At 71.6% G+C, this 24,637-nt stretch carries 24 protein-coding genes and 1 tRNA gene; 11 read left to right on the plus strand and 14 right to left on the minus strand.

Annotation, left to right across the window (positions count from 1 at the left end; genetic code table 11):
• Positions 1-4 precede the first annotated feature (4 nt).
• Positions 5-256: a hypothetical protein gene (locus MB828_RS39570; RefSeq protein WP_133027988.1), complete on the plus strand. Its 252-nt coding sequence runs from the start codon at positions 5-7 to the stop codon at positions 254-256.
• A 59-nt stretch (positions 257-315) separates the two neighbouring features.
• Here MB828_RS39570 and MB828_RS39575 read toward each other — a convergent pair whose 3' ends face one another.
• The 4 genes from MB828_RS39575 to MB828_RS39590 form a co-directional block, all read right to left on the minus strand.
• Complete coding sequence (locus MB828_RS39575; protein WP_133027987.1) at positions 316-1,062, minus strand: DUF6227 family protein; 747 nt, start codon at positions 1,060-1,062, stop codon at positions 316-318.
• A gap of 157 nt (positions 1,063-1,219) precedes the next feature.
• Positions 1,220-2,455 (minus strand): L,D-transpeptidase, encoded by a 1,236-nt coding sequence (locus MB828_RS39580; protein WP_301652386.1) that lies wholly within the window; start codon positions 2,453-2,455, stop codon positions 1,220-1,222.
• A gap of 168 nt (positions 2,456-2,623) precedes the next feature.
• On the minus strand, positions 2,624-3,685 hold the full coding sequence (locus tag MB828_RS39585; protein ID WP_301652387.1) for a P1 family peptidase: 1,062 nt from the start codon (positions 3,683-3,685) through the stop codon (positions 2,624-2,626).
• Positions 3,686-3,725: 40 nt separating this feature from the next.
• A complete protein-coding gene (locus MB828_RS39590) occupies positions 3,726-4,973 on the minus strand; it encodes a low temperature requirement protein A (RefSeq protein WP_301652388.1) in 1,248 nt (415 codons plus the stop codon).
• A gap of 91 nt (positions 4,974-5,064) precedes the next feature.
• Here MB828_RS39590 and MB828_RS39595 point away from each other — a divergent pair, with 91 nt between their 5' ends.
• Positions 5,065-5,256, plus strand: coding sequence for a hypothetical protein (locus MB828_RS39595; protein WP_301652389.1), 192 nt, complete (start codon positions 5,065-5,067; stop codon positions 5,254-5,256).
• Between the two features lie 22 nt (positions 5,257-5,278).
• On the opposite strand, the gene mscL is transcribed toward MB828_RS39595, so the two are convergent.
• The 6 genes from mscL to MB828_RS39625 form a co-directional block, all read right to left on the minus strand.
• Positions 5,279-5,755, minus strand: coding sequence for a large conductance mechanosensitive channel protein MscL (gene mscL / locus MB828_RS39600; RefSeq protein WP_133027982.1), 477 nt, complete (start codon positions 5,753-5,755; stop codon positions 5,279-5,281).
• A 138-nt stretch (positions 5,756-5,893) separates the two neighbouring features.
• Positions 5,894-6,421: a hypothetical protein gene (locus MB828_RS39605; protein ID WP_301652549.1), complete on the minus strand. Its 528-nt coding sequence runs from the start codon at positions 6,419-6,421 to the stop codon at positions 5,894-5,896.
• A 333-nt stretch (positions 6,422-6,754) separates the two neighbouring features.
• Positions 6,755-7,588 carry an S-methyl-5'-thioadenosine phosphorylase gene (locus tag MB828_RS39610; protein ID WP_133027981.1) on the minus strand — a complete coding sequence of 278 codons (834 nt, stop codon included), beginning with the start codon at positions 7,586-7,588 and terminating at the stop codon, positions 6,755-6,757.
• Between the two features lie 98 nt (positions 7,589-7,686).
• A complete protein-coding gene (locus tag MB828_RS39615) occupies positions 7,687-8,016 on the minus strand; it encodes an FmdB family zinc ribbon protein (RefSeq protein WP_301652390.1) in 330 nt (109 codons plus the stop codon).
• 67 nt (positions 8,017-8,083) lie between these two features.
• Complete coding sequence (locus MB828_RS39620) at positions 8,084-9,376, minus strand: MFS transporter (protein WP_301652391.1); 1,293 nt, start codon at positions 9,374-9,376, stop codon at positions 8,084-8,086.
• A gap of 280 nt (positions 9,377-9,656) precedes the next feature.
• A complete protein-coding gene (locus MB828_RS39625) occupies positions 9,657-11,174 on the minus strand; it encodes a potassium/proton antiporter (protein WP_301652392.1) in 1,518 nt (505 codons plus the stop codon).
• A gap of 244 nt (positions 11,175-11,418) precedes the next feature.
• Here MB828_RS39625 and MB828_RS39630 point away from each other — a divergent pair, with 244 nt between their 5' ends.
• Positions 11,419-14,178: a penicillin acylase family protein gene (locus tag MB828_RS39630; RefSeq protein ID WP_301652393.1), complete on the plus strand. Its 2,760-nt coding sequence runs from the start codon at positions 11,419-11,421 to the stop codon at positions 14,176-14,178.
• A gap of 78 nt (positions 14,179-14,256) precedes the next feature.
• Here the strand turns inward: MB828_RS39630 and MB828_RS39635 are convergent, their stop codons facing one another.
• Positions 14,257-14,802 (minus strand): 5-formyltetrahydrofolate cyclo-ligase, encoded by a 546-nt coding sequence (locus tag MB828_RS39635; protein ID WP_301652394.1) that lies wholly within the window; start codon positions 14,800-14,802, stop codon positions 14,257-14,259.
• Between the two features lie 170 nt (positions 14,803-14,972).
• On the opposite strand from MB828_RS39635, the gene galU reads away from it, so the two are divergent.
• From galU to MB828_RS39670, 7 genes are all read left to right on the plus strand, one after another.
• Complete coding sequence (gene galU / locus MB828_RS39640) at positions 14,973-15,884, plus strand: UTP--glucose-1-phosphate uridylyltransferase GalU (protein WP_133027975.1); 912 nt, start codon at positions 14,973-14,975, stop codon at positions 15,882-15,884.
• Positions 15,881-17,203, plus strand: a complete 1,323-nt coding sequence (gene glp, locus MB828_RS39645; RefSeq protein WP_301652395.1) for a molybdotransferase-like divisome protein Glp — start codon at positions 15,881-15,883, stop codon at positions 17,201-17,203. Before galU ends, glp begins: the two co-directional genes overlap by 4 nt.
• A 129-nt stretch (positions 17,204-17,332) precedes the next feature.
• Positions 17,333-17,845, plus strand: a complete 513-nt coding sequence (moaC, locus tag MB828_RS39650) for a cyclic pyranopterin monophosphate synthase MoaC (protein ID WP_133027974.1) — start codon at positions 17,333-17,335, stop codon at positions 17,843-17,845.
• The gene (locus tag MB828_RS39655; RefSeq protein ID WP_133027973.1) at positions 17,842-18,369 is read left to right on the plus strand and encodes a MogA/MoaB family molybdenum cofactor biosynthesis protein; all 528 of its coding nucleotides are present in this window, start codon (positions 17,842-17,844) and stop codon (positions 18,367-18,369) included. The genes moaC and MB828_RS39655 overlap by 4 nt, the downstream gene beginning before the upstream one ends.
• Positions 18,370-18,386: 17 nt before the next feature.
• A complete protein-coding gene (locus MB828_RS39660; RefSeq protein ID WP_301652396.1) occupies positions 18,387-19,061 on the plus strand; it encodes a GNAT family N-acetyltransferase in 675 nt (224 codons plus the stop codon).
• Between the two features lie 185 nt (positions 19,062-19,246).
• A complete protein-coding gene (gene sepX, locus MB828_RS39665) occupies positions 19,247-20,539 on the plus strand; it encodes a divisome protein SepX/GlpR (protein ID WP_301652397.1) in 1,293 nt (430 codons plus the stop codon).
• 102 nt (positions 20,540-20,641) lie between these two features.
• A tRNA-Ala gene (locus MB828_RS39670) sits at positions 20,642-20,715 on the plus strand.
• 363 nt (positions 20,716-21,078) lie between these two features.
• Here the strand turns inward: MB828_RS39670 and MB828_RS39675 are convergent.
• Complete coding sequence (locus MB828_RS39675; RefSeq protein ID WP_301652398.1) at positions 21,079-21,567, minus strand: GNAT family N-acetyltransferase; 489 nt, start codon at positions 21,565-21,567, stop codon at positions 21,079-21,081.
• 87 nt (positions 21,568-21,654) lie between these two features.
• On the opposite strand from MB828_RS39675, the gene MB828_RS39680 reads away from it, so the two are divergent.
• Entirely contained in the window at positions 21,655-22,458 is an 804-nt protein-coding gene (locus MB828_RS39680; protein WP_301652399.1) for an exodeoxyribonuclease III, read from the plus strand.
• Here the strand turns inward: MB828_RS39680 and MB828_RS39685 are convergent.
• Together MB828_RS39685 and MB828_RS39690 are read right to left on the minus strand one after the other, a co-directional pair.
• On the minus strand, positions 22,425-23,711 hold the full coding sequence (locus tag MB828_RS39685) for a recombinase family protein (RefSeq protein WP_301652400.1): 1,287 nt from the start codon (positions 23,709-23,711) through the stop codon (positions 22,425-22,427). The two genes, MB828_RS39680 and MB828_RS39685, sit on opposite strands and share 34 nt — an antisense overlap.
• A 229-nt stretch (positions 23,712-23,940) precedes the next feature.
• Positions 23,941-24,561 (minus strand): MerR family transcriptional regulator, encoded by a 621-nt coding sequence (locus MB828_RS39690; protein WP_301652550.1) that lies wholly within the window; start codon positions 24,559-24,561, stop codon positions 23,941-23,943.
• Positions 24,562-24,637 lie beyond the last annotated feature (76 nt).

The raw sequence follows: 24,637 nt of genomic DNA on the forward strand, positions 1-24,637 counted from the left end.
GGCTATGCCTGAGCACGTCTCGACCTACCAGCTGATCGGCATGGCCGCGCTCACCCTGGCGACCGTCGCCTGGGCGGTCGTCGTGTCGCGGCTGCTGCGCCGCAACCGCCGCGAGGCCATCGCCCGGCGTGCCGCGGGCGCCTTCCCCGGCTTCCCGCACCCGCTCAGGCCCAGCCCCTCCCGCGAGGTCGTGGAACTGACCCCGGCGGAACAGGACGCCTTCGCGGGTCTGGTCCGCCGCCTCGGCGGCCGCTGAGGACCCGTGAGGTCGGAGGTCCCGGGCGCCGTGGCGTCCTGGCCCCGGTGGGTCGCGCGTCAGCCCCGGTGGGCCGCCCGTCGTTCCATCGCGTCCCTGGCCGCGTCCTCCGTCGGGTACACCTCGCACATGTGCCGGCCGTCCGGCGTCGCCGTGTGCTCGACCTCCCACAGCGACAGCTCCTGGCCGTCCCGCAGCAGGAACGCGTGCTCGTAGAGCGAGAAACTCAGGCCCGACCGGCCGGTCCGCCCCGGCCGCCCGAACGCCTGGGTGATCTGGTGCGCGAACGCCGTCGTCAGCACCCGGGCCGTCTCCGTGCCCGGCCGGTCCGCGTTCTCCGCACGGCGCAGCAGCCGGCGCGCGTGGTCCGCCGACTCGTCCGGCAGGTACACGTGCCGGGGCTCCGGGACCGGCGCCAGCGTCATCAGCACGGGTAGCTCGAAGTCCGGGGTGTCCGGCGGTAACGGCAGCCGCAGGGTCGCGGCCCGCAGCTCCTCCTCGTCGACGTACACCTCGTGCTGCGGGTCGCCGCCGGGCACGGTGTTGTGCACGAGCTCCCACAGGGTGACCGCCGAACCGTCGGCGAGCAGCCAGGTGTGCCGGTACGTCTCCCGGTGCAGGCCCGCGCTGTGGTGCGCGGAGTGCAGCGAACTGTCGTGCGCCAGCGCGCAGTCCAGTTGCCTTATGGCCTCGTCCGGCAGCTCGAAGGAGTTAAGGGCACGACCGAGGAGTCGCGCGAGGTGCTCCTCCGGAGACTCGGGCGACTCGGCTGGTTCGGGCGCTGCCGTCTCGTACGGAACGCTCAAGGTTTCTCCCGGCGTTGCTGCATGTCACCTTGTGGGTGCATACCGTAGCCCCTCGGTCGGACATCATGTCCGGGAACCGAGAAAACGTACGCCGGGAAAACGCGCGGGCCGCGCGAAAAGTTCCCGCGCGGCCCGACGATCCGTCAAAACAAGCCGGTCAGACGGCACTTCCGGCGGTCCACTCGCTCCACGACAGGTTCCATCCGTTGAGCCCGTTGTCGGGCTGCACGGTCTTGTCGGGCGAGTTCTTCACGATCACGACGTCCCCGATCAGCGAGTTGTCGTAGAACCACTTGGCCGTCGTGTCGCCCTGCGCGCCCTGCACGTCCGCCATGCCCACGCAGCCGTGACTGGTGCCCGTGTGCCCGAACGGCGGGTTGCTCCTGCTGTACCAGTAGTTGCCGTGGATGAACGTCCCCGACGTCGTCAGCCGCATCGCGTGCGGCACGTCCGGGATGTCGTACTCCCCGCCGAGACCCACGGTCTGGCTGTTCATCCGGGTCTGGGTGAACTTCTCGGAGATCACCATCTGCCCGTTGTACGTCGTGTGCTCGGGGCTGCCCGTGGACACCGGTACCGACTTGAGGAGCTTGCCGTCCCGCATCACGGTCATGGTCTGCGTGTTCGCGTCCACCGTGGAGACCTGCGAACGTCCGACGGTGAAGGTCACCGTCTTCTTCTGCACCCCGTAGACGCCGTTCGCGCCCTCGACCCCGTCCAGGTCGATCCTCATGGTGACCTTGGAGCCGGCCTTCCAGTAGTCCTGCGGCCGGAAGTCCAGCCGCTGCGCCCCGAACCAGTGCCCCACCACCTGCTGGCCGCTGCTGGAGGTGACCGTGATGTGCGACTGCACGGCCTTCTTGTCCGTGATGACCTTGTCGAAGTCGAACGACACCGGCATCCCCACGCCGACCGTCGTCCCGTTGTCCGGCGTGTACGTGCCGATGTAGCTGTTCGCCGAATTGACCGTGGTGAAGATGGAGTTGGCTGCCGCCGTGAGCCCCTTGGCGTCCTTTGCGGTCGCCGATATCTCGTACTTGGTGCCGCGCTCCAGCTGATCCTTCGGCTTCCAGGTGCTGCCGTCCGCCGAGAGGGCGCCGGCCACCGTCTGCCCCGACCCCGCCACGGTCATCTTCACGGTGGTCAGCCTGCCGCCGCTGACCTGCACGCCGGTGGTGTTGATGGACGCGCCGGTCGAGCCGTCCTTCGCCGAGATCGCGATCTTCGCGGCAGACGTCCTGGCGGCGCTGTCCTGACCGCCCCCGCTCTTGCCGCCGCCGCTCTTGTCGTCGGCGTTGGCGTCGCCACCGCAGGCGGTGAGGGTGAGGGCGCCGACCATCAGGGCGGCACAGGCCCCCAGTACGCGCCGCGCTGCAATGTCCGGCCTTGTCACGGGCTGCTCCAGGTTCATGTGATGTGCGTGATCCGCTCCAGTGCGTGGAGAAAGAGGGCCGCCGGGCCGGTCGGGGTTCCCCCGAACGGCCGCGGACACCATCACGTGACAGAACCAGGACAATCGACAGGAACCCGCAAGGTTCCGGCGCCGCCCCACACCTCGAAGTCAGCGCGCCCCATGCAGCTCCCCGTACGGCTCCCCGTGCGGCTTCCCGTACAACTCGCCGTACGACGGCCACGTCCCGCCCGGCCCGTCCACCGGCACGGCGGCCCGGACGGCCCGCACGATCGCTCGGGTCACCAGGTCCGCGCCGGCCGCGAGGATCTCGTTGAGCGCGAGCGGGTGGTCGTCGAGCGGGCGCGCGCCCGTCGCCAGCGCGAAGACGGTGTCCCCGTCATTGAGCAGGTGCACCGGCCGGACGGCCCGCGCGATCCCGTCGTGTGCCGTCCCGGCCAGCTTCTGCGCCTGCGCCTTGGAGAGTCCGGCGTCCGTCGCGACCACCGCGAGCGTGGTGTTGAGCAGCGGGGGCGCGTTCTTGGCGGCGGCCTCCGCGAGCCGCCGGCGCGCGGCCTCGTGCACACTTCGCGCGGGATACTCCACCCGCCCCTGGAACAGCTCCCCGTACAGCGCACCGGTCTCCGGCTGCACCACCGCTCCGGCCGGGTTGGCGACCACGAGCGCGCCCACGGTGATCCCGGAGTCCAGTACGACGCTCGCACTGCCGACCCCGCCCTTCAAGCCTCCGGCCACGGCGCCCGTACCGGCCCCCACGCACCCCTCGCGGACCGGCGCCCCCGGTGTGCTCGCCCCGGCCGCCTCGACCGCCGCACGCCCCAGCTCCGCGTCCGGCCGGGCCCCGAAGTTCCCGCCCCGCCCCAGGTCGAAGACACAGGCGGCGGGCACCACCGGCACCACGTGCGCCGGGTCCGGCCCCACCCGCACCCCGCGGCCCCGCTCCGCCAGCCAGGCCATCACCCCGGACGCCGCGTCGAGTCCGTAGGCGCTGCCGCCCGTGAGCACGATCGCCTCCGCCCGCTGCACCACGTTGCGGGGGTCCAGCGCGTCCGTCTCCTTGGTGCCCGGCCCACCGCCGCGTACGTCCACGGCGGCGACCGCGCCGCCCTCCGGAGCGAGGACGACCGTGGTGCCGGTGAGCCAGCCGTCGCCGCTGCGGGTTGCGTGACCCACCCGCAGTCCGGCCACGTCCGTCAATGCGTCAACTGTCATGACGGCCAGTCTGGCCCAGCCCGGCACCCCGGCGGAGCGGTCAAGGGGCGTCCGCGGTGGTGTCCGCCGGGCGCCCGCGGCCCGCCGTACGCGCCGTACGCGCCGTCAGGACGGTGCCCGTGGCCACCGCGGCCGCCGACACGAGGCCCGCCGCCGGCACCGCCCGGTCGCCCAGGAAGGTGCAGCAGAGCACCAGCAGCGCCGTGACCGGCAGCACCAGCTGCTGGGCGAGTCCCACCTTGAAGTACCGCGAGTGCAGTGCCCACACCGTGAGCAGGTACAGCGCGGTCGGCAGAGTCACCGCCGCCGACGCGGCCTGCGTCGAGAGGTGCGCCTTGCCGACCGCCTCCTCCACGGCCACCTCCAGGCCCGCGCCGATCGAGGCCGCCGACGCGAAGATCAGGTAGTGGCCGTAGCCCCACAGGAACGACTGTCTGTTGGAACGCAGATGGCCGTGGATCGGCACCACGAAGTAGATCCACCACGCCGAGAAGACGATCAGCAGACCGCCCGCCGCGATCGGCAGCAGCTCGGCCAGGGCGTAGTGCTCGGCCACCGCCGACTTCACGGCGACCGTCGCCGCCGCGATCGTCTCGCCGAGCACGATGATCGTGAACAGTCCGAAGCGCTCGGCGATGTGGTGCGGGTGCCAGGAGGTGGTGTGGTCCTTCTCGGCGTACACGGGCACGCACAGCTCGGCGATCGCCATCACCAGGAACACCCACGGCCGCGCGTGCTGGGGCAGCACCACCAGCCCGGCCCAGCCGACCTGGCACAGCAGCACACCGCCGGCGTACCGGAGCGCCATGGTCCGCTCCGGCCCCTCGGTCTCCCGCGCGGCCCGCAGCCACTGCGAGGCCATCGCCAGCCGCATGATCACGTAGCCGAGCCAGACCGCCATGTAGTCGTGGTCCGCGTACGCCTGCGAGACGCCCGCCGCCAGCACCAGCACGCCGGCGATCTGGACCAGGGTGACGACCCGGTAGAGCACGTCGTCGTTGTCGTACGCCGAGGCGAACCAGGTGAAGTTCATCCACGCCCACCAGATGGCGAAGAACAGCATCGCGTAGTTCAGGACGCCCTCGCCCGCGTGTCCCGACGCGACCGCGTGCACCAGCTCCGCGCCCGCCTGGGCGATGGCCACCACGAAGCACAGGTCGAAGAAGAGCTCGAGCGGCGAGGAGACACGGTGCGACTCCTCGCGCCCGCGGGCGGTGAGGCGGCGCAGCGGCCGCTGGGGCTGGGGCGCGCCCGGGGAGGCGGGCGCCGGGGCGGAACTGGACGTCATGCCCCTAGCACAGCAGAAATCCGCACCGGCCTCGCGCGCAGGGGCGGGCGCGGACGGCCCGGCCCGGCAGGCCGGGCCGTACCCTGGACGCATGAGCAGCGCCCCCGAGCCCGAGTCCGAGCCGCGTGACCCGCGTGACCCCAAGGCCGCGCTGGTCTTCGACGACCCGCTGGACCGGCAGTCCTCGGACGACACGGACCGCGGCTGGGGCGAGCGCCCGGCGGGCGACTCCGCGGCCGACCTCCGGCGCTTCCTCGACGAGAAGCCGCCCCACCACCTCTGAGCCGGCCCCGGCGAGACCCCGGTCAGCGCTCCTGTCGGCCCGTGCCCCGCTGCGCGACCAGCTCGTCGCGGATCTGCTTGAGCACCTCCAGCTCGGTCACCTCGATGACCTCGTGCGTGCCCTCGCGCGCCTTCCTGCGGGCCTCCACCCGGGCCAGGTACTTGGCCATGGGCAGGACCATCAGGAAGTACACGACCGCGGCGGTGATCACGAAGGACAGCGTGGACCCCAGCACCGAGCCCCACATGATCTGGACACCGCTCTTCACCGTGCCGTCCGCGTTCAGCGTGCACGGGTGCTTCAGGCACGAGCTGTAGCTGTCCAGGTTCTTCGTGCCGATCGCGCCCACGACGGGGTTGATGAGCCCCTTCACCACCGAGTTGACGATGTTCGTGAAGGCGGCGCCGATGACCACCGCGACTGCCAGATCGACGACGTTGCCGCGCATCAGGAAGGTCTTGAAGCCCTGCCAGACACTCGGTTCCTTCTTCGCGCTCACCTAGGGGACTCTCCTTGCGTGCACAGGCTGTGGAACAAAACTTTCCGCAACCTACGGCACCATGCCGCCCTCGTGCCCCGTCCGGTCGTTCGAATGACCGGCTTGGCAGGGTTCGGCCCATAAATCTCCTCAGGCTGTTCAGCACACCGTCACCGCCAGCCGTGCCGTGGTGCTCGCGCCGACCAGCCGGGCCGCGGTGCCGCGCGGGACCGAGAGCACGATCAGCGCCCCGCTCTCCGCGGCCCCCTCGGCCGGTTCCGGCAGTCCGGTCACCCGGACTCCGCGCGCGATCACCGTGGCGCCCCCGCCCGTCGCGGGATCCCCGGCGGCGATGACGTCCACCCGGTCGCCGGGGCGCAGCAGCCGGACGGTGGCCGCGTCGGCGATCCGCACCGGCGCCGTCACCAGGTGCACCGGCGGCGCGTGCCGTCGTACGGGCCGGGCGGCCGGATGACCGCGGGTCCGCTCGGCGTGCGGGGTGTCCGGGGCGGCGCGGGGCCCGGCCACGACGAGTGCCGCCGCGGTGACCGCCAGCCCGGCCACGAGGGCCCGCCCGCGGTGCCGCAGCAGCCGTGCCGGCCGGTACCGGCCGGCACGGACCCGCACCGGCTCGAAGTGGGGGACCTCGCAGGTGGCGGGGGCGTCCGTACCCAGCGGGCGCGGCACACGAAGGGGCGGCGGGGCGGAGAACGGCGGAGGGGCGGCGAACGGCGGAGGGACGGTGAAGGACGGAGGGACGGCGAAGGACGGAGGGACGGCGAAGGAAGGGGGGACGGACACGTGGGACACCACCTGCGACGAGGGATCGGCTTGCAGTGCCACGATGGGGCCTCGAGCCGACACGCGTCGGAGCCGGTGGGCTACCGGCTGGTTGTGGACAACTCGGCCACCCGAACGGGACGTTCCGCCACGCCGACCGGAATCGCGCCGTCACGGCAGCCGGAACCGCGCCGTCACGGCAGCCGGAACCGCGCCGTCAGGGCAGCCGGAACCGGACCGCTACGGCAGCCGGAAGCCCGGGTCCATCCCGCCGAGCGCGTTCGTGCACAGGCAGTCCCGTGCCGTGTTCTCCGGCAGGGCGGCCACCGCGTCGAACAGCACGCCCCGCAGCCGGTCCACGTTGGCCGCGAACACCCGCAGCACCTCGTCGTGCGAGACGCCCTCGCCGGTCTCCGCGCCCGCGTCCAGGTCGGTGACCAGCGTCAACGACGTGTAGCAGAGCTCCAGTTCACGGGCGAGCGCCGCCTCGGGGTGGCCGGTCATGCCCACCACGGACCAGCCCTGCGCCTGGTGCCACAGCGATTCGGCGCGGGTCGAGAAGCGCGGTCCCTCGATCACGACCAGCGTGCCGCCGTCCACCGGCTCCCAGTCCCGGCCCCGGGCCGCCTTCAGCGCGGCCGCCCGGCCGGCGGGGCAGTACGGGTCGGCCAGGGACACGTGCACCACGTTCGGCACCCCGCCGTCGGGCAGCGGCAGCCCGTCGAAGTACGACTGTGCCCGCGACTTCGTACGGTCCACCAGCTGGTCCGGCACGAGCAGCGTGCCCGGACCGTACTCGGGGCGCAGACCGCCCACCGCGCACGGTCCGAGCACCTGGCGCACCCCGACGGAGCGCAGGGCCCACAGGTTGGCGCGGTAGTTGATCCGGTGCGGCGGCAGATGGTGGCCGCGGCCGTGCCGGGGCAGGAAGGCGACCCGGCGTCCGGCGATCTCGCCTAGGAAGAGGGAGTCGCTGGGCGGCCCGTAGGGGGTGTCGACCCGGACCTCGGTCACGTCGTCGAGGAACGAGTAGAAGCCGGAACCGCCGATCACACCGATCTCTGCGTTCACCATGCCCAGCACCCTAACCGCCCACGGGAACGCCCAGGGAACGCCCAGGGAACGTCTCGGACCCCGCCGTCGGCCGACAGCGGGGTCCGAGAGAAGCTTTCTCAGGCCGCGGAGGTGCTCGCGGAACCGGAGGAGGACGCCGAGGACGACGACGACTTCGACTCGGACGAGCCGGAGCCCGTCGAGGACGACGTCTTCGACTCGGACGACCCGGCGCCGGACGACTTCGCCGCGGGGCTGCTGCTCGACGAGGAGCCGCGGCTGTCGTTGCGGTAGAAGCCGGAGCCCTTGAAGACGATGCCGACCGCGGAGAACACCTTCTTCAGGCGGCCACCGCAGTTGGGGCACTCGGTCAGGGCGTCGTCGGTGAACTTCTGCACCGCCTCGAGGCCCTCGCCGCACTCGGTGCACTGGTACTGGTAGGTCGGCACTGTCTTCCTCCTGGCACTCTCACTCGATGAGTGCTAACGACGGTCCATAGTGACGTATTCCTGAGGATCAGTCCACCGTCATCGGCACGCGGTGACCGACGCCACGTGCGACGGTACGGTTCCGGGGCGGGGCGACCAGCCGTGAGCGCAGCGCCAGCAGGGTCGCCAGGGCGAGCAGGGTGCCGGCCATCGGCACCAGGAATCCGGCGCCGCCCCACAGCCGGTCCTCCAGCTGTCCGGCGACCGTGACGGCGGCCGCCTGGCCGAGCGCCACCGCGCCGGTCAGCCAGGTGAACGCCTCGGTGCGGGCGCCGGCCGGGACCAGGCCCTCGACCAGCGTGTAGCCGGTGATCAGGGCGGGCGCGATGCACATGCCGACCAGCAGTCCGAGACCGGCCAGCACGAGCACCGAGTGGGAGGTCCACAGGGCCGAGGCGGTCAGCGCGAGCGCCGCGTAGCCGACGACCAGCCGCCGGTGCGGTGCGGCCCTCCAGGCGATCGCGCCGCAGACGATGCCCGAGAGCATGTTGCCCGCGGCGAAGGTGCCGTACAGGACGCCGTTCAGGCCGGGCTCGCCGATCGACTCGGTGAACGCCGCCAGGGAGACCTGCATGCCGCCGAAGACGGAGCCGATGCCGAGGAAGGTCACGACCAGCACGCGCACGCCCGGGACGCGCAGCGCGGAGGCGTGCCGCACGCGCGCGTGGCCGGCGCCGGTCACCTGGGGCTGGGTGCCCTTCTGGGCGGCGAACAGCAGACCGCCGACCAGTGTCAGCGCGGCCTCGGTGACCAGGCCGGCGGCCGGGGTCACGGTGGTGCACAGGGCGGTCGCGAGCAGCGGGCCGAACACGAAGGTGAGCTCGTCGGTGACGGACTCGAAGGCCGCCGCGGTGGACATCAGGGGCGAGTCCTGGAGCTTCACGCCCCAGCGGGCCCGCACCATGGGGCCGACCTGCGGCACCGAGGCACCGGTCGGCACGGCCGCCGCGAACAGTGCCCACAGGGGCGCGTGTGCCAGCGCGAGCGCCGTCAGGGCGAGGCCCGACAGGGTGTGCACGAGGACGCCGGGGAGCAGCACCGCGCGCTGGCCGTGGCGGTCGGCCAGCCGGCCGCTGTAAGGGGCGAACAGCGCCATGGAGACGCCGGTGACGGCGGCAGCGGCGCCGGCGGCGCCGTAGGAGCCGGTGGTGTGCTGCACGAGCAGCACGATGGAGATGGTGAGCATGGCGAACGGCTGGCGTGCCGCGAAACCGGGGAGCAGGAACGTCCAGGCGCCGCGGGTGCGCAGAAGCTGTCCGTAGCCCGGGCGGGACGGCGCCGCCGAGGTGTCCGACGGCTCGGTGGTGACCGTGGATGCCACGGCCCGTGCCTTTCTGCCACCTGGTAGCGCGGCCCCTCCGGATCGGGGGGGCGTCGCCGAGAGCTGTCCTCTTGCGCGGAACTGCGGTAGATACCGGCGCGCGCTGCGAAGAGCGATCCCGGCCGCCATACGGTCGCGCCAGCTCTGCGTCAGGCAGAGTTGGTTCGATCAGGGTGCTTTCATCCTACAGGGGCAGGGGCGCCGTCCACCTGTGAAAACGGGCACCACACCGTGCGTTCGCCTGGCATTGGCGGGGGTGTGAACATACCGAAACGCGCCCTTAACGCACGTCCGTGCCCAGCCAGCCGGCCAGCTTGCCGCCGTGCCCGACCGCGCGCAGCCGGTGCTCCGCGGCGTCCCGCACCGGGTCGGTGGCGACCACGAGGAGTTCGTCGCCGCGCCGCAGCACCGTCGTGGGCAGCGGGACAAACGATTTTCCTTCGCGGACGACCAGGGTGACGGCGGCCCCGGCGGGCAGCCGCAGCTCGTTGACCTCGACGCCGTGCATCAGGGAGCCCTCGGGGATCGAGACGGACAGCAGATGCCCGCTCAGCCGCTCCAGGGGCGCGGACTCGATGCCGAGGTCGGCGGCCTCCGGGCCCTCGCCGAGCCGCAGCTTGCGCGCCAGCCAGGGCAGGGTCGGCCCCTGGACGAGCGTGTAGACGACGACCAGGACGAAGACGATGTTGAAGATGCGGTGGCTGGCGTCGACGCCGTTCACCATGGGGATCGTCGCCAGGATGATGGGCACGGCGCCGCGCAGCCCGGCCCAGGACATCAGCGTCTGCTCGCCCCAGGGCACGCGGAACGGCGCGAGGCTGACGACGGCGCTCAGCGGCCGCGCCACCATGGTGAGCACCAGTCCGATGACCAGGGCGGGCAGGAAGTCGTCGCCGAGTTCGTGCGGGGTGACCAGCAGGCCGAGCAGGACGAACATGCCGATCTGGGCGATCCAGCCGAGCCCCTCGGCGAACCCGCGGGTGGCGGGCCAGTGCGGCAGCCTGGCGTTGCCGAGCACCATGGAGGCCAGGTAGACGGCGAGGAAGCCGCTGCCGTGCGCCAGCGCGCCGGCGGCGTACGCGGTGACCGCGATGGCCATCACGGCGATCGGGTAGAGGCCGGAGGCGGGCAGCGCGACGTGCCGCAGGCCCCAGGAGCCCAGCCAGCCGACCGCGAGCCCGAGGGCGGCGCCGATGGCCAGTTCGGTTGCTATCTCGCCCAGCAGGACGTACCAGTGCTCGACCGGTCCCGCGGTGGAGAAGGCGACGACCAGGATGACCACCGGGGCGTCGTTGAAGCCGGACTCGGCCTCCAGGGTGCCCGTCACGCGCGCGGGCAGCGGGATGCGCCGGAGCACCGAGAACACCGCCGCGGCGTCCGTCGAGGACACCACCGCCCCGATGATGAGCGCCTGGCGCCACTCCAGCCCGACCAGGTAGTGCGCGCCCGCGGCGGTGACGCCGACGCTCACCCCGACCCCGACCAGGGCCAGCATGGTGGCGGACGCCAGGACGGGTTCGACCTCCTTCCACTTCGTGCCGAGGCCGCCCTCGGCCAGGATCACGACCAGGGCCGCGTAGCCGATGACCTGGGTGAGCTCGGCATTGCTGAAGTGGATGTTCCCGATGCCGTCCTGACCCATGAGGACGCCGATCCCCAGGTACACGAGCAGGCTGGGGAGCCCGCTGCGTGAGGAGATCCGCACGGCCGCGACGGCGACCAGCAGGACCAGGGAGCAGACGAGCAGGAGCTGGTTGAGGTGGTGGACGGTCAGCGGCGGTTCCCTTCCTTGGCTCACGCGCGGGCGACGCGGAGCGCACGTGCACAGGACCGAGGCTGCGGTACTCCGCACCCAAGTACTTCGTTACCTTACCTAACTCTTGACGCTTTCTTGACGCTTACCGAGGCAAGATCGAACGCCCGTGCGCGCCGGTACCCGACTCCGCGTCAAGTGGCTCGGGGCCCTGCGCCTATGGTTGCTCCAGCGCTCAGTCAAATGCACAAGCCCGCCTGCCGCTCGCGTTAGGACAGCAAGGACAGCGATGCCCCCCAACACCACCGCCACATCGGGTGACAAGCCCGGCAAGTCCGGCCGGAAGAAGGGGCGCAAAGCCCGCCTGATCGTGCTGGTGCTCGTCCTGGCCGTCATCGGAGGCATCGCCTTTGGGGCCTACTGGTCGATCAGCACGGTCCGCGCCTCCTTCCCGCAGACCAAGGGGTCGATCACCCTGCAAGGGCTCTCCGGACCCGTCACCGTGAAGCGCGACGGCAACGGCATCCCGCAGATCTACGCGTCCACCGACGCCGACCTGTTCATGGCGCAGGGCTACGTCCAGGCGCAGGACCGGTTCTACGAGATGGACGTGCGCCGCCACATGACGGCCGGGCGCCTGTCGGAGATGTTCGGCAAGGGGCAGGTGAAGAACGACGAGTTCCTGCGCACCCTGGGCTGGGACCGGGTCGCGAAGGAGGAGTACGACACCAAGCTGTCGGACTCCACGAAGAAGTACCTCCAGGCCTACTCCAAGGGGGTCAACGCCTACCTCGCCGGCAAGGACGGCAAGGACATCTCCCTGGAGTACGCGGCCCTCGGCTTCACCAACGACTACAAGCCCGGGCAGTGGACCCCGGTCGACTCGGTCTCCTGGCTGAAGGCGATGGCCTGGGACCTGCGCGGCAACATGCAGGACGAGATCGACCGCGCCCTGATGACCAGCCGCCTGGGCCCGCAGCAGATCAAGGACCTGTACCCGGACTACCCGTACAGCCGCAACAAGGCGATCGTCCAGGAGGGCCAGTACGACGAGCTCACCCGGACGTTCCAGCAGAGCGGGTCCACGAGCGGCTCAGGGGCCTCCACCGGCACCGGCTCCTCCTCGGCCTCCTCGTCCACCGGTTCGGCGCTCACGAGCCAGCTGGCGGGCCTCTACAACGTCCTGGACGACGTCCCCACGGCCGTCGGTGTGAACGGCCAGGGCATCGGCTCCAACTCCTGGGTCGTCGGGGGCAAGTACACCATCACGGGCAAGCCGCTGCTCGCCAACGACCCGCACCTGTCGGCCTCGCTGCCGTCCGTCTGGTACCAGATGGGTCTGCACTGCGTCACGGTCTCCAGCAAGTGCCAGTACGACGTCACCGGCTACACCTTCGCCGGGATGCCCGGTGTGATCATCGGCCACAACGCGGACATCGCCTGGGGCATGACGAACTCCGGTGTCGACGTCACCGACCTCTACCTGGAGAAGCTCTCCGGCGACGGCTACCTGTACAACGGCAAGACGAAGCCGTTCACCACGCGCGAGGAGACCATCAAGGTCGCCGGCGGCGCGTCCAAGAAGATCGTCGTCCGCCAGACCGCCGACGGCATGCCCCTGCTCTCCGACCGCGACGACGAACTCGTCCAGGTCGGCAAGAAGGCCTCCGTCGACACCGCCGCACCCGACCGCGGCGACGGCTACGGCATCGCCCTGCGCTGGACCGCCCTGGACCCGGGCACCACCATGGACGCGGTCTTCGCCATCGACAAGGCGTCCGACTGGAGCGAGTTCCGCGACGCGGCCGCGAAGTTCGACGTGCCCTCGCAGAACCTGGTCTACGCCGACACCAAGGACAACATCGGCTACACCCTGCCGGGCCGGATCCCCACCCGCTCCTCGGCGGACGACGGCTCCATCCCGGCGCCGGGCTGGGACTCCAAGTACAAGTGGACCGGCTACATCAAGCAGGACGAGCTGCCCTACGAGTACAACCCGAAGAGCGGCTACATCGTCACCGCCAACCAGGCGGTCGTCGACAAGGACAAGTACCCGTACACGCTCACCACGGACTGGGGCTACGGCACCCGCAGCCAGCGCATCACCGACCTGATCGAGTCGAAGATCAAGGACGGCGGCAAGATCTCCACCGACGACATGCGCCAGATGCAGCTGGACAACAGCAGTGAGATCGCCAAGCTGCTGGTGCCCAAGCTGCTGAAGATCAACCTCGACGACAAGGACGTGCGCGAGGCCCAGAAGCTCCTGGAGGGCTGGGACTACACCCAGGACTCCGACTCCGCGGCCGCCGCCTACTTCAACGCGGTCTGGCGCAACATCCTCAAGCTCGCCTTCGGCAACAAGCTCCCCAAGGAGCTGCGGGTCAAGGGCCAGTGCCTGTGGGTCGACAAGATCGACAGCACCGGTCCGGTGGACGACGACACCAAGGTGCGCGAGTGCGGCGAGCGCGACGCCGACCAGGCCCAGCCGGACGGCGGCGACCGCTGGTTCGAGGTGGTCCGCACCCTCATGGAGAAGCCCGACAGCGACTGGTGGAAGACCCCCGCGTCCGGCACCCGGCCCAAGGCCGACAACATGGACCAGCTGTTCCGGCGGGCCCTGATCGACGCCCGCTGGGAGCTGACCGCCAAGCTCGGCAAGGACATCGACACCTGGAGCTGGGGCCGGCTGCACCGGCTGTTCCTGAAGAACCAGACCCTGGGCACCGACGGCCCCGGCTTCCTCAAGTACGTCCTCAACCGCGGCCCCTGGAAGCTGAGCGGCGGCGAGGCCACGGTCAACGCGACCGGCTGGAACGCGGCCGGCGGCTACGGCGTCGTCTGGGTGCCGTCCATGCGGATGGTCGTCAACCTCGACGACCTCGACAAGTCCAAGTGGATCAACCTGACCGGGGCCTCCGGGCACGCCTTCAGCGCCCACTACACCGACCAGACGGGCAAGTGGGCCGCCGGCGAGCTGCTCCCCTGGTCGTTCTCGGACAAGGCGGTCGACAAGAGCACCAGCGACACCCTGGTGCTCAAGCCGTGAGCCCGTCCGCCCGTTGACCGCACGCCCCGGAACGGCCCGCCACGCACGCGCGTGGCGGGCCGTTCCGCACGAGAGCGGCTAGGCGTCCGTGAACCGGCGGACCCCCGACGGCGTCACGACCGCCTGCACGGGCCGGTCGTGCGCCTCGGCCGGCAGGTGCCCGACGACCTCCGTGTCGTAGAGCAGCACCACGAGCGCGGGGTGCGCCCCCGCGCCCGCCAGCCGGGCCAGCACCCGGTCGTACGACCCACCGCCGCGCCCCAGGCGCATCCCGCGCCCGTCCACCGCGAGGCCCGGCAGCAGGACCACGTCCGCGCCGAGCACGGCGTCCGGTCCGAGACGTTCACCCGAGGGTTCGAAAAGGGCCATCTTCCCGCCGTGTTGGACGCGCGCGAGGGAGCCCTCGCCGGCATAGGCGCCCCAGTCCAGGTCGTTGTCCGGCAGCAGTACCGGGAGCAGGACCCGGACACCCCGCGTGAGCAGGGCGTCCAGCAGGGGGAGGGTGCCGGGCTCGTTCCCCACGGAGACGTACGCGGCCACCGTGCGGGCCCCCGCCAGAGCGGGCAGGTCCAGCGCGTGCCGGGCCAGCGCGCCTGCCGCCTCCCTGGCGACATCCGTCGTCAACCTGTTCCTCACCCCGAGGAATTCCCGCCGCAATGTTGGCTTGTCAGTCTCGGCCTCGGGTTCACTGTGCTCCACAGGTCGTTCCCGCACCCTTCTTCAATCAGGTCATATGAGTGCCAATTAACCGGAGACTCAGATTCTCCGCAAAGGCACCGGATAAGGTTGCGGACATGACTCAGTCGCACCCCAGGATCAGCAAGGCTGTCATTCCCGCGGCAGGCCTCGGCACCCGGTTCCTGCCGGCCACCAAGGCCACTCCCAAGGAGATGCTGCCGGTCGTCGACAAGCCGGCGATCCAGTACGTGGTCGAGGAGGCCGTGTCGGCGGGGCTCGACGACGTCCTCATGATCACCGGACGCAACAAGCGTCCTCTGGAAGACCACTTCGACCGCAACTACGAGCTGGAGTCGGCCCTCCAGAAGAAGGGCGACGCCCACCGGCTCGCCAAGGTGCAGGAGTCCAGCGACCTCGCCACCATGCACTACGTCCGTCAGGGCGACCCCAGGGGCCTCGGCCACGCCGTGCTGTGCGCGGCCCCGCACGTCGGCCACGAGCCCTTCGCCGTGCTCCTCGGCGACGACCTGATCGACCCCCGCGACCCGCTGCTCCAGCGCATGATCGAGGTCCAGGAGCGGCACGGCGGCAGCGTGATCGCGCTCATGGAGGTCGCCCCCGAGCAGATCCACCTCTACGGCTCCGCCGCCGTCGAGACCACCGTCGACGGCGACGTCGTCAAGGTGACGGGACTGGTCGAGAAGCCGGACGCGGCGGACGCCCCGTCCAACTACGCGATCATCGGCCGGTACGTCCTCGACCCGCACATCTTCGACATACTGCGGCGCACCGAGCCGGGCCGCGGCGGCGAGATCCAGCTCACCGACGCCCTGCAGCAGCTCGCCCAGGACGAGAAGGTGGGCGGCCCGGTGCACGGCGTCGTCTTCAAGGGCCGCCGCTATGACACCGGAGACCGTGGCGACTACCTGCGTGCCATTGTCAGACTCGCGTGCGAACGTGAAGACCTGGGCCCGGACTTCCGGACCTGGCTTCGCAGTTACGTAGCCGAGGAGATGCAGCAGAGTTGAGCAGCGCCGCGACCCGCCCCGCCGGCCAGGACCACCTGTGGTCGGTGGACGAGCACCTGGAGGACATCCTCTCGACCGTCCTCCCCCTGGAACCCATCGAGCTGCAACTCCTCGACGCCCAGGGCTGCGTCCTGGTCGACGACGTCACGGTGCCTGTGTCGCTGCCGCCGTTCGACAACAGCTCCATGGACGGGTACGCGGTGCGGGTCACGGACGTGGCGGGCGCGAGCGAGGAGTTCCCGGCCGTCCTGGAGGTCGTCGGGGACGTCGCGGCGGGCGCGGCCGAGCTGACCCCCGTCGGCCCCGGCCAGGCGGCCCGCATCATGACCGGGGCCCCGCTGCCGCCCGGTGCGGAGGCCGTCGTCCCCGTGGAGTGGACCGACGGCGGACTCGGCGAGGGGCCGGTCACCGGGATGCGGGCGAGCAGCCTCGCGCCCGAGGGCGCCCGCGGGCAGGTGCGCGTGCACCGGCCCGCCGAGGCACGCGCGCACGTGCGCGCGCGCAGCAGCGACGTGAAGGCGGGCGACCTCGCCCTGGAGGCGGGCACCGTCCTCGGGCCGCCTCAGATCGCCCTGCTCGCCGCGGTCGGCCACGGCTCGGTACGGGTGCGCCCGCGCCCGCGCGTGGTCGTCGTGTCCACCGGCAGCGAACTCGTCCAGCCCGGCGAGGCACTGGGCCCCGGCCAGATCTACGACTCCAACAGCTTCGCCCTGACCGCCGCCGCGCGGGACGCGGGCGCCATCGCCTACCGGGTGGGCGCCGTCGTGGACGACGCCGACACGCTGCGCTCCACCATCGAGGACCAGCTGGTCCGCGCCGACCTCCTGGTCACCACCGGCGGGGTGAGCGTGGGCGCGTACGACGTCGTCAAGGAGGCGCTGGCGCACGTCGGCGACGAGGACGAGGCGGGCGGCGGCATCGACTTCCGCAAGCTCGCCATGCAGCCCGGCAAACCCCAGGGCTTCGGCTCCATCGGCCCCGACCACACCCCGCTGCTGGCCCTGCCCGGCAACCCGGTGTCGTCGTACGTCTCCTTCGAGCTGTTCGTCCGCCCCGTCATCCGCACCCTGATGGGCCTGGCCGACGTCCACCGCCCCCGCACCAGGGCCACGCTCGGCGGCGGCCGGGCGCTGAGCTCCCCGAAGGGGCGCAGGCAGTTCCTGCGCGGGGCGTACGCGGACGGCGAGGTCACCGCCGTGGGCGGAGCCGGCTCGCACCTGGTCGCGGCGCTGGCCCGCGCCGACGCGCTGATCGTCGTACCCGAGGACGTGACGGCCGTGGAACCGGGTGACGAGGTCGAGGTCGTCCTGCTCGGCTAGCGGCCGCCCCGGCGGTACCCCCGCGGGCGGTCCTGCCCGGTGGAGTGCGCCCGCTTGGCGGTACCGTGTCGCGCACAGCAGGCCCGAGCGCCGCACCGCGACGGGCCCGGACCGGGAGCGCCACACAGCATGACTGAGCCCTTCCGGGGGGAGACCCCCGGACCCCCAGTGCCAGAGCGTCTGACGCACATCGACGACGCGGGCGCCGCCCGCATGGTCGACGTGTCCGGCAAGGACGTGACCGCGCGCACCGCCCGCGCGAGCGGACGTGTCCTCGTCTCGCCCCGCGTGGTCGAGCTGCTGCGCGGCGAAGGCGTTCCCAAGGGCGACGCCCTGGCCACCGCGCGCATCGCCGGGATCATGGGTGCCAAGCGCACCCCCGACCTGATCCCGCTGTGCCACCCCTTGTCGGTCTCCGGTGTGAAACTGGATCTGTCGGTCGCGGACGACGCGGTGGAGATCCTGGCCACCGTGAAGACGACGGACCGCACGGGCGTCGAGATGGAGGCCCTGACGGCGGTCTCCGTCGCGGCTCTCACCGTGATCGACATGGTGAAGGCGGTCGACAAGGGAGCGGTCATCACGGACGTACGCGTGGAGGAGAAGACGGGCGGCAAGTCGGGCGACTGGAGCCGGGCGTGACCGGCGCCCCGGCGGCCGGCCGTGCCCCGTACCGGGCGCTGGTCGTGACCGCCTCCAACCGGGCCGCCGCCGGAGTCTACGAGGACCGGGGCGGCCCGCTGGTCGCGGCCGGCCTCGCGGGCCTCGGATTCGCCGTGGACGGCCCGCGGGTGGTGCCCGACGGGGATCCCGTGCGGGCCGAGCTGCGGGCGGCGGCCGACGCCGGCTACGACGTCGTCGTCACCACCGGCGGCACCGGTGTCTCGCCCACCGACCGCACCCCCGAGGCGACCCGCGCGGTGATCGACTACGAGGTCCCGGGCATCGCGGAGGCCGTCCGGGCGTTCGGACGGGAGAAGGTGCCCACCGCCGCGCTCTCCCGGGGCCTGGCCGGAGTGGCGGGCCGGACACTGATCGTCAACCTCCCGGGGTCCACCGGCGGGGTGCGGGACGGCCTGGCCGTCCTGGAACCGCTGCTGGCGCACGCCGTCGACCAGATCCGCGGCGGCGACCACCCCGGGACCGGCAGTGGGGGTGCGAGCTGAACAGCCCATCCTGGCCCGTGGTGCTGGTGGACGGCGATGTCGTCCTGCGGCCCATAAGAGTGCGCGACCAGCGGGCCTGGCGCGAGGTCAACCGGCGCAACCGGGACTGGCTGCGCCCGTGGGAGGCGACCATTCCGCCGCCCACGCCCAGCGGGCCGGTCACGCACCGTCCGACCTACCGGCAGATGGTCCGGCACCTGCGTTCCGAGGCGAACGCGGGCCGCATGCTGCCCTTCGTCATCGAGTACCAGGGGCGGCTGGTGGGCCAGCTGACGGTCGCCGGGATCACCTGGGGGTCGATGTGCTCGGGGCACGTCGGTTACTGGGTCGACCAGTCGGTGGCCGGCCGCGGGGTGATGCCGACCGCCGTCGCGCTCGTGGTGGACCACTGTTTCCGCGCCGTCGGCCTGCACCGCATCGAGGTCTGCATTCGCCCCGAGAACCGGCCCAGCCGCCGGGTGGTGGAGAAACTCGGATTCCGCGAGGAGGGGCTGCGGCCGCGTTATCTCCACATCGACGGGGCCTGGCGGGACCACCTCGTCTTCGCCCTGACCGCCGAAGAGGTGCCCGACGGGCTGCTCGCCCGCTGGCAGCGGGCACGTGCGCGGAGCGCGTCCGCGAACGCGCCGGGCACGGCGGGCGGGCCGAACGGGCCGCGGAATCCGCAGAACACCCCGGGGAATCCCGGCTAGCTCGGAAAATGGAATACGTGTTCGAAATTGATCGATTGGTGACCGTCTCGGGGCAATGAATTCGCGGCTCCGACGGCCTGGTGATCGCATCGGTCACAAAAAAAGCTCGAAATATCAGCCGGATCGTGCGACACACCGGCGCAATTGGCAGATGGCCCCACGCAAACCCCTCTACCGTGTGAGGCGTGAGCAGCAGCGGCCTCATCTACGCAGTCATTGTCGGGGCCTGGGCCGCCTACTTGGTGCCGATGTGGCTCCGTAGGCAGGACGAGCTGAACGAGGCCCGTCCGACGGAACGCTTCAGCACCGCCATCCGGCTGCTGTCCGGACGGGCGGGGATGGAGCGTCGGTACGCCAGGGACCTAAGGGCGCGCTCCGCCTCGGAGGGGGAGCAGGACGCCGGTGAAGCGGACGCCGTCACCGACTCGGTGGACGTCCGGGCCTTCGCCATGCCTCCGACCCGCCGTCAGGTCCGGGTGGACGCCCAGCCGGAGAGGGTGCCGGAGACACCCGGGCACCAGGAACCCGCCCGCGACCGGCAGGCCGCGCCGACGGCCGGCTCCCCGGCCGCGCAGGCGCGTCAGGGGAGCGGCGCGGCCGCCTCCGCACCGGCCCAGGCACCGGCCTCCGTTCCGGCCCAGGCATCCGCCTCCGCACCGGGCTCCGCGCGCAAGCGGGTTCCGGCGGCCCGGCGCGCACCCTCGGCGCAGACGGCGGCAGCACGCGCCCAGCGCTCGAAGGCGCTCGCGCGCCGCCGACGCACCACCGTGCTGCTCTTCGTCGCCTTCACGCTGGGCGCGATCGTCGCCGCCGTCGGCGGACTGGCCTTCCTGTGGGCGCCCGGTGTGCCCGCCGTGATGCTCAGCACGTACATCGCCTACCTGCGCACCCAGGAACGGCGCCGCTTCGCCTACCAGATGGACCGGCGTCAGGCCGAGGCCGCCGCACAGCGATTGCGTGAACGGCAGCCGCGGCGGCGCGCGCCCCTCGACCCCGGCGTGGTCGCCGACGAACCGGACGAGGGCCCGGCGGCCGGGACCGACCCCGGACTGTCCGCGCTCGCCGCGGACCGGCGCGCCCTGGTGGAGCAGACCGACCACGCCGAGTGGGTCGACCAGCAGCGGGAGCGGCAGCGCAAGCCCGGACAGGGCGACAGCTGGGACCCGGTGCCGGTGCCCCTGCCGACGTACGTGACCGCGCCGGTCGCGCCGCGCGCCACCTCCGACGTGGACCTCGGGGCGCCCGACGCGTGGAGCTCGGCGCGGTCCAGCTCCGTCGCACCGGAGCAGGAGGCGAGGCCGGCGGCGCCGGAGGCCGAGGCGCACGAGCCCGCCGCCGAGGACGACCGGCCGGCCGAGGCCGACGGCCGCACCGACGCGCGCCGGGCGGCGTCCGCCCGCCGGGCACGGGAGCGCGGCCGCACGCCGCTCTTCGACCAGTACGAGGACGGCGGGCGCCCGCGCGCGGCCAACGAGTGATCCGCGGCGGTCCCGGGAGACCCTCGGGACCGCGGTCCTGACCAGTCAGGGAACGGATTTCCAAGCACCCCGAACGGGATGCTAGAGTTTCACTCGTTGCAAGGGCCTGTGGCGCAGTCCGGTAGCGCACCTCGTTCGCATCGAGGGGGCCAGGGGTTCAAATCCCCTCAGGTCCACTGCACAGCTGTTCTCGAGTTCGCTCGGGAGCGGTTGACGAGATCCCGCCGATCTTCATGATCGGTCGGGATCTTCGTCGTTTCCGGGGCGAGTTCGAACCGGCCGGCGCCCGTCGGCCCGCCGCACCGGCCGTGGTCCTCGACGGCCGGGACGCCGTACCGCCGGCCCTGCGACGGACCGTGCCCCGTTCCACGGCAGTTGCCCTCGACCGGCCGATGAACCGTGATGCTCTGTGGCGCCCCGCCGCACCACCGCCGATTGCGGGCCGCGCCGTGATCCCCAAACCGCCCTTGCGCGGCCCCCGTTGGCGTGACCTCGACGGCACCGTCCGCAACGGCGGTGACCACCGCCTGACGCTCCTGCTACAGATCGCCGCGCAGGGTCTTCGCGTAGCAGCGGCTCGACTCGTGGTGGCGGTAGTAGCCGAACTTGGTGCACGGGGCGTAGCCGCTGGAGGTGTACAGGGCGATGGCCTCCGGCTGCTTGGTGCCGGTCTCCAGCACCATGCGCAGCCGGCCGGCCGCGCGGGCGTCGTCCTCCAGGGCGGTGAGGATCCGGCGGGCCAGGCCCCGGCCGCGCATCTGCTCGATGACGAACATGCGCTTGAGCTCGGCGTCGCCGTCCTCGTTGCCCTCGCCGTTCGCGTCCTGGCTGCGCCAGCCGCCGGTGGCCACCGGGCGGTCGGACTCGTCGTACGCGATCAGGTAGACCCCGTTCGGCGGTGCGAAGTCGGACGAGTCGAGGGCTGTGGCGTCGCCGCCGTCGCCGTAGCGGACGTGGTACTCGGCCTGGACCTCGTCGTTCAGCTTGACGGCGTCGGGGTGGTCGAAGGCAACGCGGCGTATATCCATGTGAGGCATCGTATATTCGTGCAGGCGGCCGTCGGGCGGCGCGGTGGGCGGACGGGACTCCGTCCAGTGTGCCGGTATCGTTCCCGCGTGCTGACTGTGACCTCGGTGAACGTGAACGGACTGCGGGCCGCCGCCAAGAAGGGCTTCGTGGAGTGGCTCGCGGAGACCTCCGCGGACGTGCTCTGCCTCCAGGAGGTGCGCGCGGAACCGCAGCAGCTCCCGGAGGAGGTGCGCGCGCCCGGCGGCTGGCATGTCGTGCACGCTCCCGCGGCCGCCAAGGGGCGTGCGGGCGTCTCCCTGTACACCCGGCGTGAGCCGGACCGGGTGCGGATCGGTTTCGGCTCGGACGAGTTCGACGCGAGCGGACGCTACGTCGAGGCCGACCTCCCCGGGGTCACCGTCGCCTCCCTGTACCTCCCGTCCGGCGAGGTCGGCACCGAGCGGCAGGACGAGAAGGTCCGGTTCATGACCGAGTTCCTCGCCCACCTGAAGGACCTGCGGGAACGGGCCGCCGCCGACGGCCGCGAGGTCGTCGTCTGCGGCGACTGGAACATCGCCCACCAGCAGGCCGACCTGAAGAACTGGCGCGGCAACACCAGGAACTCCGGCTTCCTGCCGGAGGAACGCGCCTGGCTGGGCAACGTCCTCGACCCGTCCGACGGCGGCTACGTCGACGTCGTACGCACGCTGCATCCGGAGGCGGAGGGGCCGTACACCTGGTGGTCGTACCGGGGCCGAGCCTTCGACAATGATTCAGGATGGCGCATCGACCTCGCCGTCGCGACCCCTGGACTGGCCGCCCGTGCCGTCAAGGCGTTCGTGGAGCGGGCGGCCAGTCATGAGGAGCGGTGGTCGGATCATGCTCCTGTGACGGTGGTCTTCGAGACGTGAGGTGACATGGGCCGTTCACCGGTGGTGAAGGTCAGGCGTGAGGTGTCGGGCCCGGCCGACCGGTCCGGTCCGCCACCCGATCGCCCCTTGGCGACAGTGACGCGCACCCCGTCCCTGAGCAGCTGCTCCCGTGTCACCTCACCGTCCGTGCCGAACGCCTCGCGATAGCGCCTCATGGCGTACTCGTCGAGCCAGTCGGAGCGGATCCCGGTGGGACGGGGGCAGACTTCGCCGCGCGCAGTTGCGCGGCACATGTAGTCGCCGTACGGATAGCCCTTGCGTGCGGCGAAGTACATGCGCCCCTTGCAGCCTGCGCAGTGCGCGATGCCGGTGAGCAGGGCGGCTGTGCGGCTTCTGGGCCGGCGAGTGCCGTTGGAGCGGGACGCCAGGATGTCCTGCAAGGCCTGGAACTCCTGCTCGGAGAGCAACGGCTGACCGACGAGTACCGGGCTGCCGTGTGCGTCGCGGACCGTCTGTCCGCCATGTGTCCGGTGTCCTGCCAGCGATGGGCTCCGCAGGACCTTGGACAGAGTCCCCGACGTCCACCGGAACCGCTCGAACTCCCGTCCGTGCCGACGCCCACCCGTCGGGCGGCCCTGGAGCTGGGCGTGTCGGTCGCGGGGCACCGGTACCTCCGAGTCGTTCAGTTCGCGTGCGATGGCGATCAGGGAGCGTCCCTCGTGCACGGCGGCCACGATCATGTGAACGACGGTGACGGACTCGGGGTCGGGGGCCAGACACCACCCGCTGCCTGAGGGATGCGGTGCCTTCCGGTATCCGAACGGGATCAGGCCGCCGCCGTATCGGCCCGCTGCCCGCAGTGATTCATGGCTGCTGCTGAGCCGGGCGGAGATGGTGCGGGCCTCCTTCTCGGCGTCGTGGGCGAGGTCCATGCACTGCCGGATCGTCGAACTGTCCGCCTGTGGTGTCACGACGAGAGGGTGACCGGTTTCCGGCATGCCGAAGACGAACGTCCGCCCGTGCCGCCGCCCCCAGGCCAGCAGCTCGACCATGTGGGCCATGGAGCGTACGGCACGATCCACGTGGGCCCAGATGATCGCTTCGAACGCCTGCGGCCGTAGCAGCCAGGGCGAGAGAGAGGGCCTCTCGAACGGTGTTGTCCGACGGGCCGAGATGCCGAGGTCCGAGGCCTCGGCCATCAGGTCGAAGCCGAGCCGTTCGGCGGTGAGCCGGATGACCGCACGCTGCCGGTCCGGCGAGGTCGTCGCGCTGGTGAGACAGCTGAGGCGCAACGCGGCGAGAGCTCTTGGTCGCTCGGCACGGCGAAGATGAGACAGGGCAGGAGGAGTTGCTTGAGAACTACGCTTGGGCACGTCGACGCTCCTGGCAGAGTCGGCCGTACCCCGGGGCTGGTCGCACAGCCGCCGGGGCCTTTCGATCTCACTGTCGGAGCGCGAACATCATTCCGAGGAGCAGTTCCCGGAAAGTACCTCGAAGGAGTGAGTCCTTGCGGCCGGCGATCTAGCCGCGCTTCCGCAGGCGGCGGTCCAGGGCCAAAGAGATCTCCGCCTCCACCACGCTGCGGGCCAGGGGGCGCAGGCGGGTCAGGTCCTCCTCGGGGCCGTGGCGCAGGACGAGCTGGGCGAAGAGTTCGGCGAGCGCGTCGGCGTGCTCGCGGACGCTGCGGCCCGCCGCCAGCACCTCCGCCAGCGGGAAGCCCTCGCGGACCAGCGCCGAGGAGGCGTCCAGGAGGCGGCGGCTGATGTGGACGATGTCGTCGCCGTCGGTGCCGAGGTAGCCGAGTTCCATGGCGGCGGCGAGGTTTTCCGGGGTGACCTCGCCCTCGAAGCGGGCGGCGAGTTCCTCGGGGGTGAGGCGGACCGGCTCCTCCTCGGTGGGGGTGTCGACGCCGAGCAGTTCGGCGACGTCCCGGCCGTGGTCCAGGGCCTCCGCCAGTTCGGCGATGCCGTTCAGGGTGTGGCCGCGTTCCAGCAGCGCCGCGATCGTGCGCAGCCGGGCCAGGTGGTGCTCGTCGTACCAGGCGATACGCCCCTCGCGGCGGGGTGGTGCGAGCAGCTTGCGTTCGCGGTAGAAGCGCAGCGTGCGCACGGTTATGCCGGCTCTTTCGGCCAGCTCCTCCATGCGGTACTCGCGCGGTCCGTCATCGTCTGCCACGGGCGCAGCCTATGTGTTACCGCCGGTACCCGCGGCGGAGCCG

The organism is Streptomyces arenae (genome assembly GCF_022343545.1).
Lineage (GTDB): Bacteria > Actinomycetota > Actinomycetes > Streptomycetales > Streptomycetaceae > Streptomyces > Streptomyces humi.

Bases quoted from the DNA above. Each gene is read 5' to 3' on its own strand.
- MB828_RS39570 (WP_133027988.1), top strand. From the start codon at position 5: ATGCCTGAGCACGTCTCGACCTACCAGCTGATCGGCATGGCCGCGCTC.
- MB828_RS39585 (WP_301652387.1), bottom strand. From the start codon at position 3,685: ATGACAGTTGACGCATTGACGGACGTGGCCGGACTGCGGGTGGGTCAC.
- MB828_RS39590 (WP_301652388.1), bottom strand. From the start codon at position 4,973: ATGACGTCCAGTTCCGCCCCGGCGCCCGCCTCCCCGGGCGCGCCCCAG.
- MB828_RS39595 (WP_301652389.1), top strand. From the start codon at position 5,065: ATGAGCAGCGCCCCCGAGCCCGAGTCCGAGCCGCGTGACCCGCGTGAC.
- MB828_RS39610 (WP_133027981.1), bottom strand. From the start codon at position 7,588: ATGGTGAACGCAGAGATCGGTGTGATCGGCGGTTCCGGCTTCTACTCG.
- MB828_RS39630 (WP_301652393.1), top strand. From the start codon at position 11,419: ATGCCCCCCAACACCACCGCCACATCGGGTGACAAGCCCGGCAAGTCC.
- galU (WP_133027975.1), top strand. From the start codon at position 14,973: ATGACTCAGTCGCACCCCAGGATCAGCAAGGCTGTCATTCCCGCGGCA.
- moaC (WP_133027974.1), top strand. From the start codon at position 17,333: ATGACTGAGCCCTTCCGGGGGGAGACCCCCGGACCCCCAGTGCCAGAG.
- MB828_RS39675 (WP_301652398.1), bottom strand. From the start codon at position 21,567: ATGGATATACGCCGCGTTGCCTTCGACCACCCCGACGCCGTCAAGCTG.
- MB828_RS39690 (WP_301652550.1), bottom strand. From the start codon at position 24,561: ATGGAGGAGCTGGCCGAAAGAGCCGGCATAACCGTGCGCACGCTGCGC.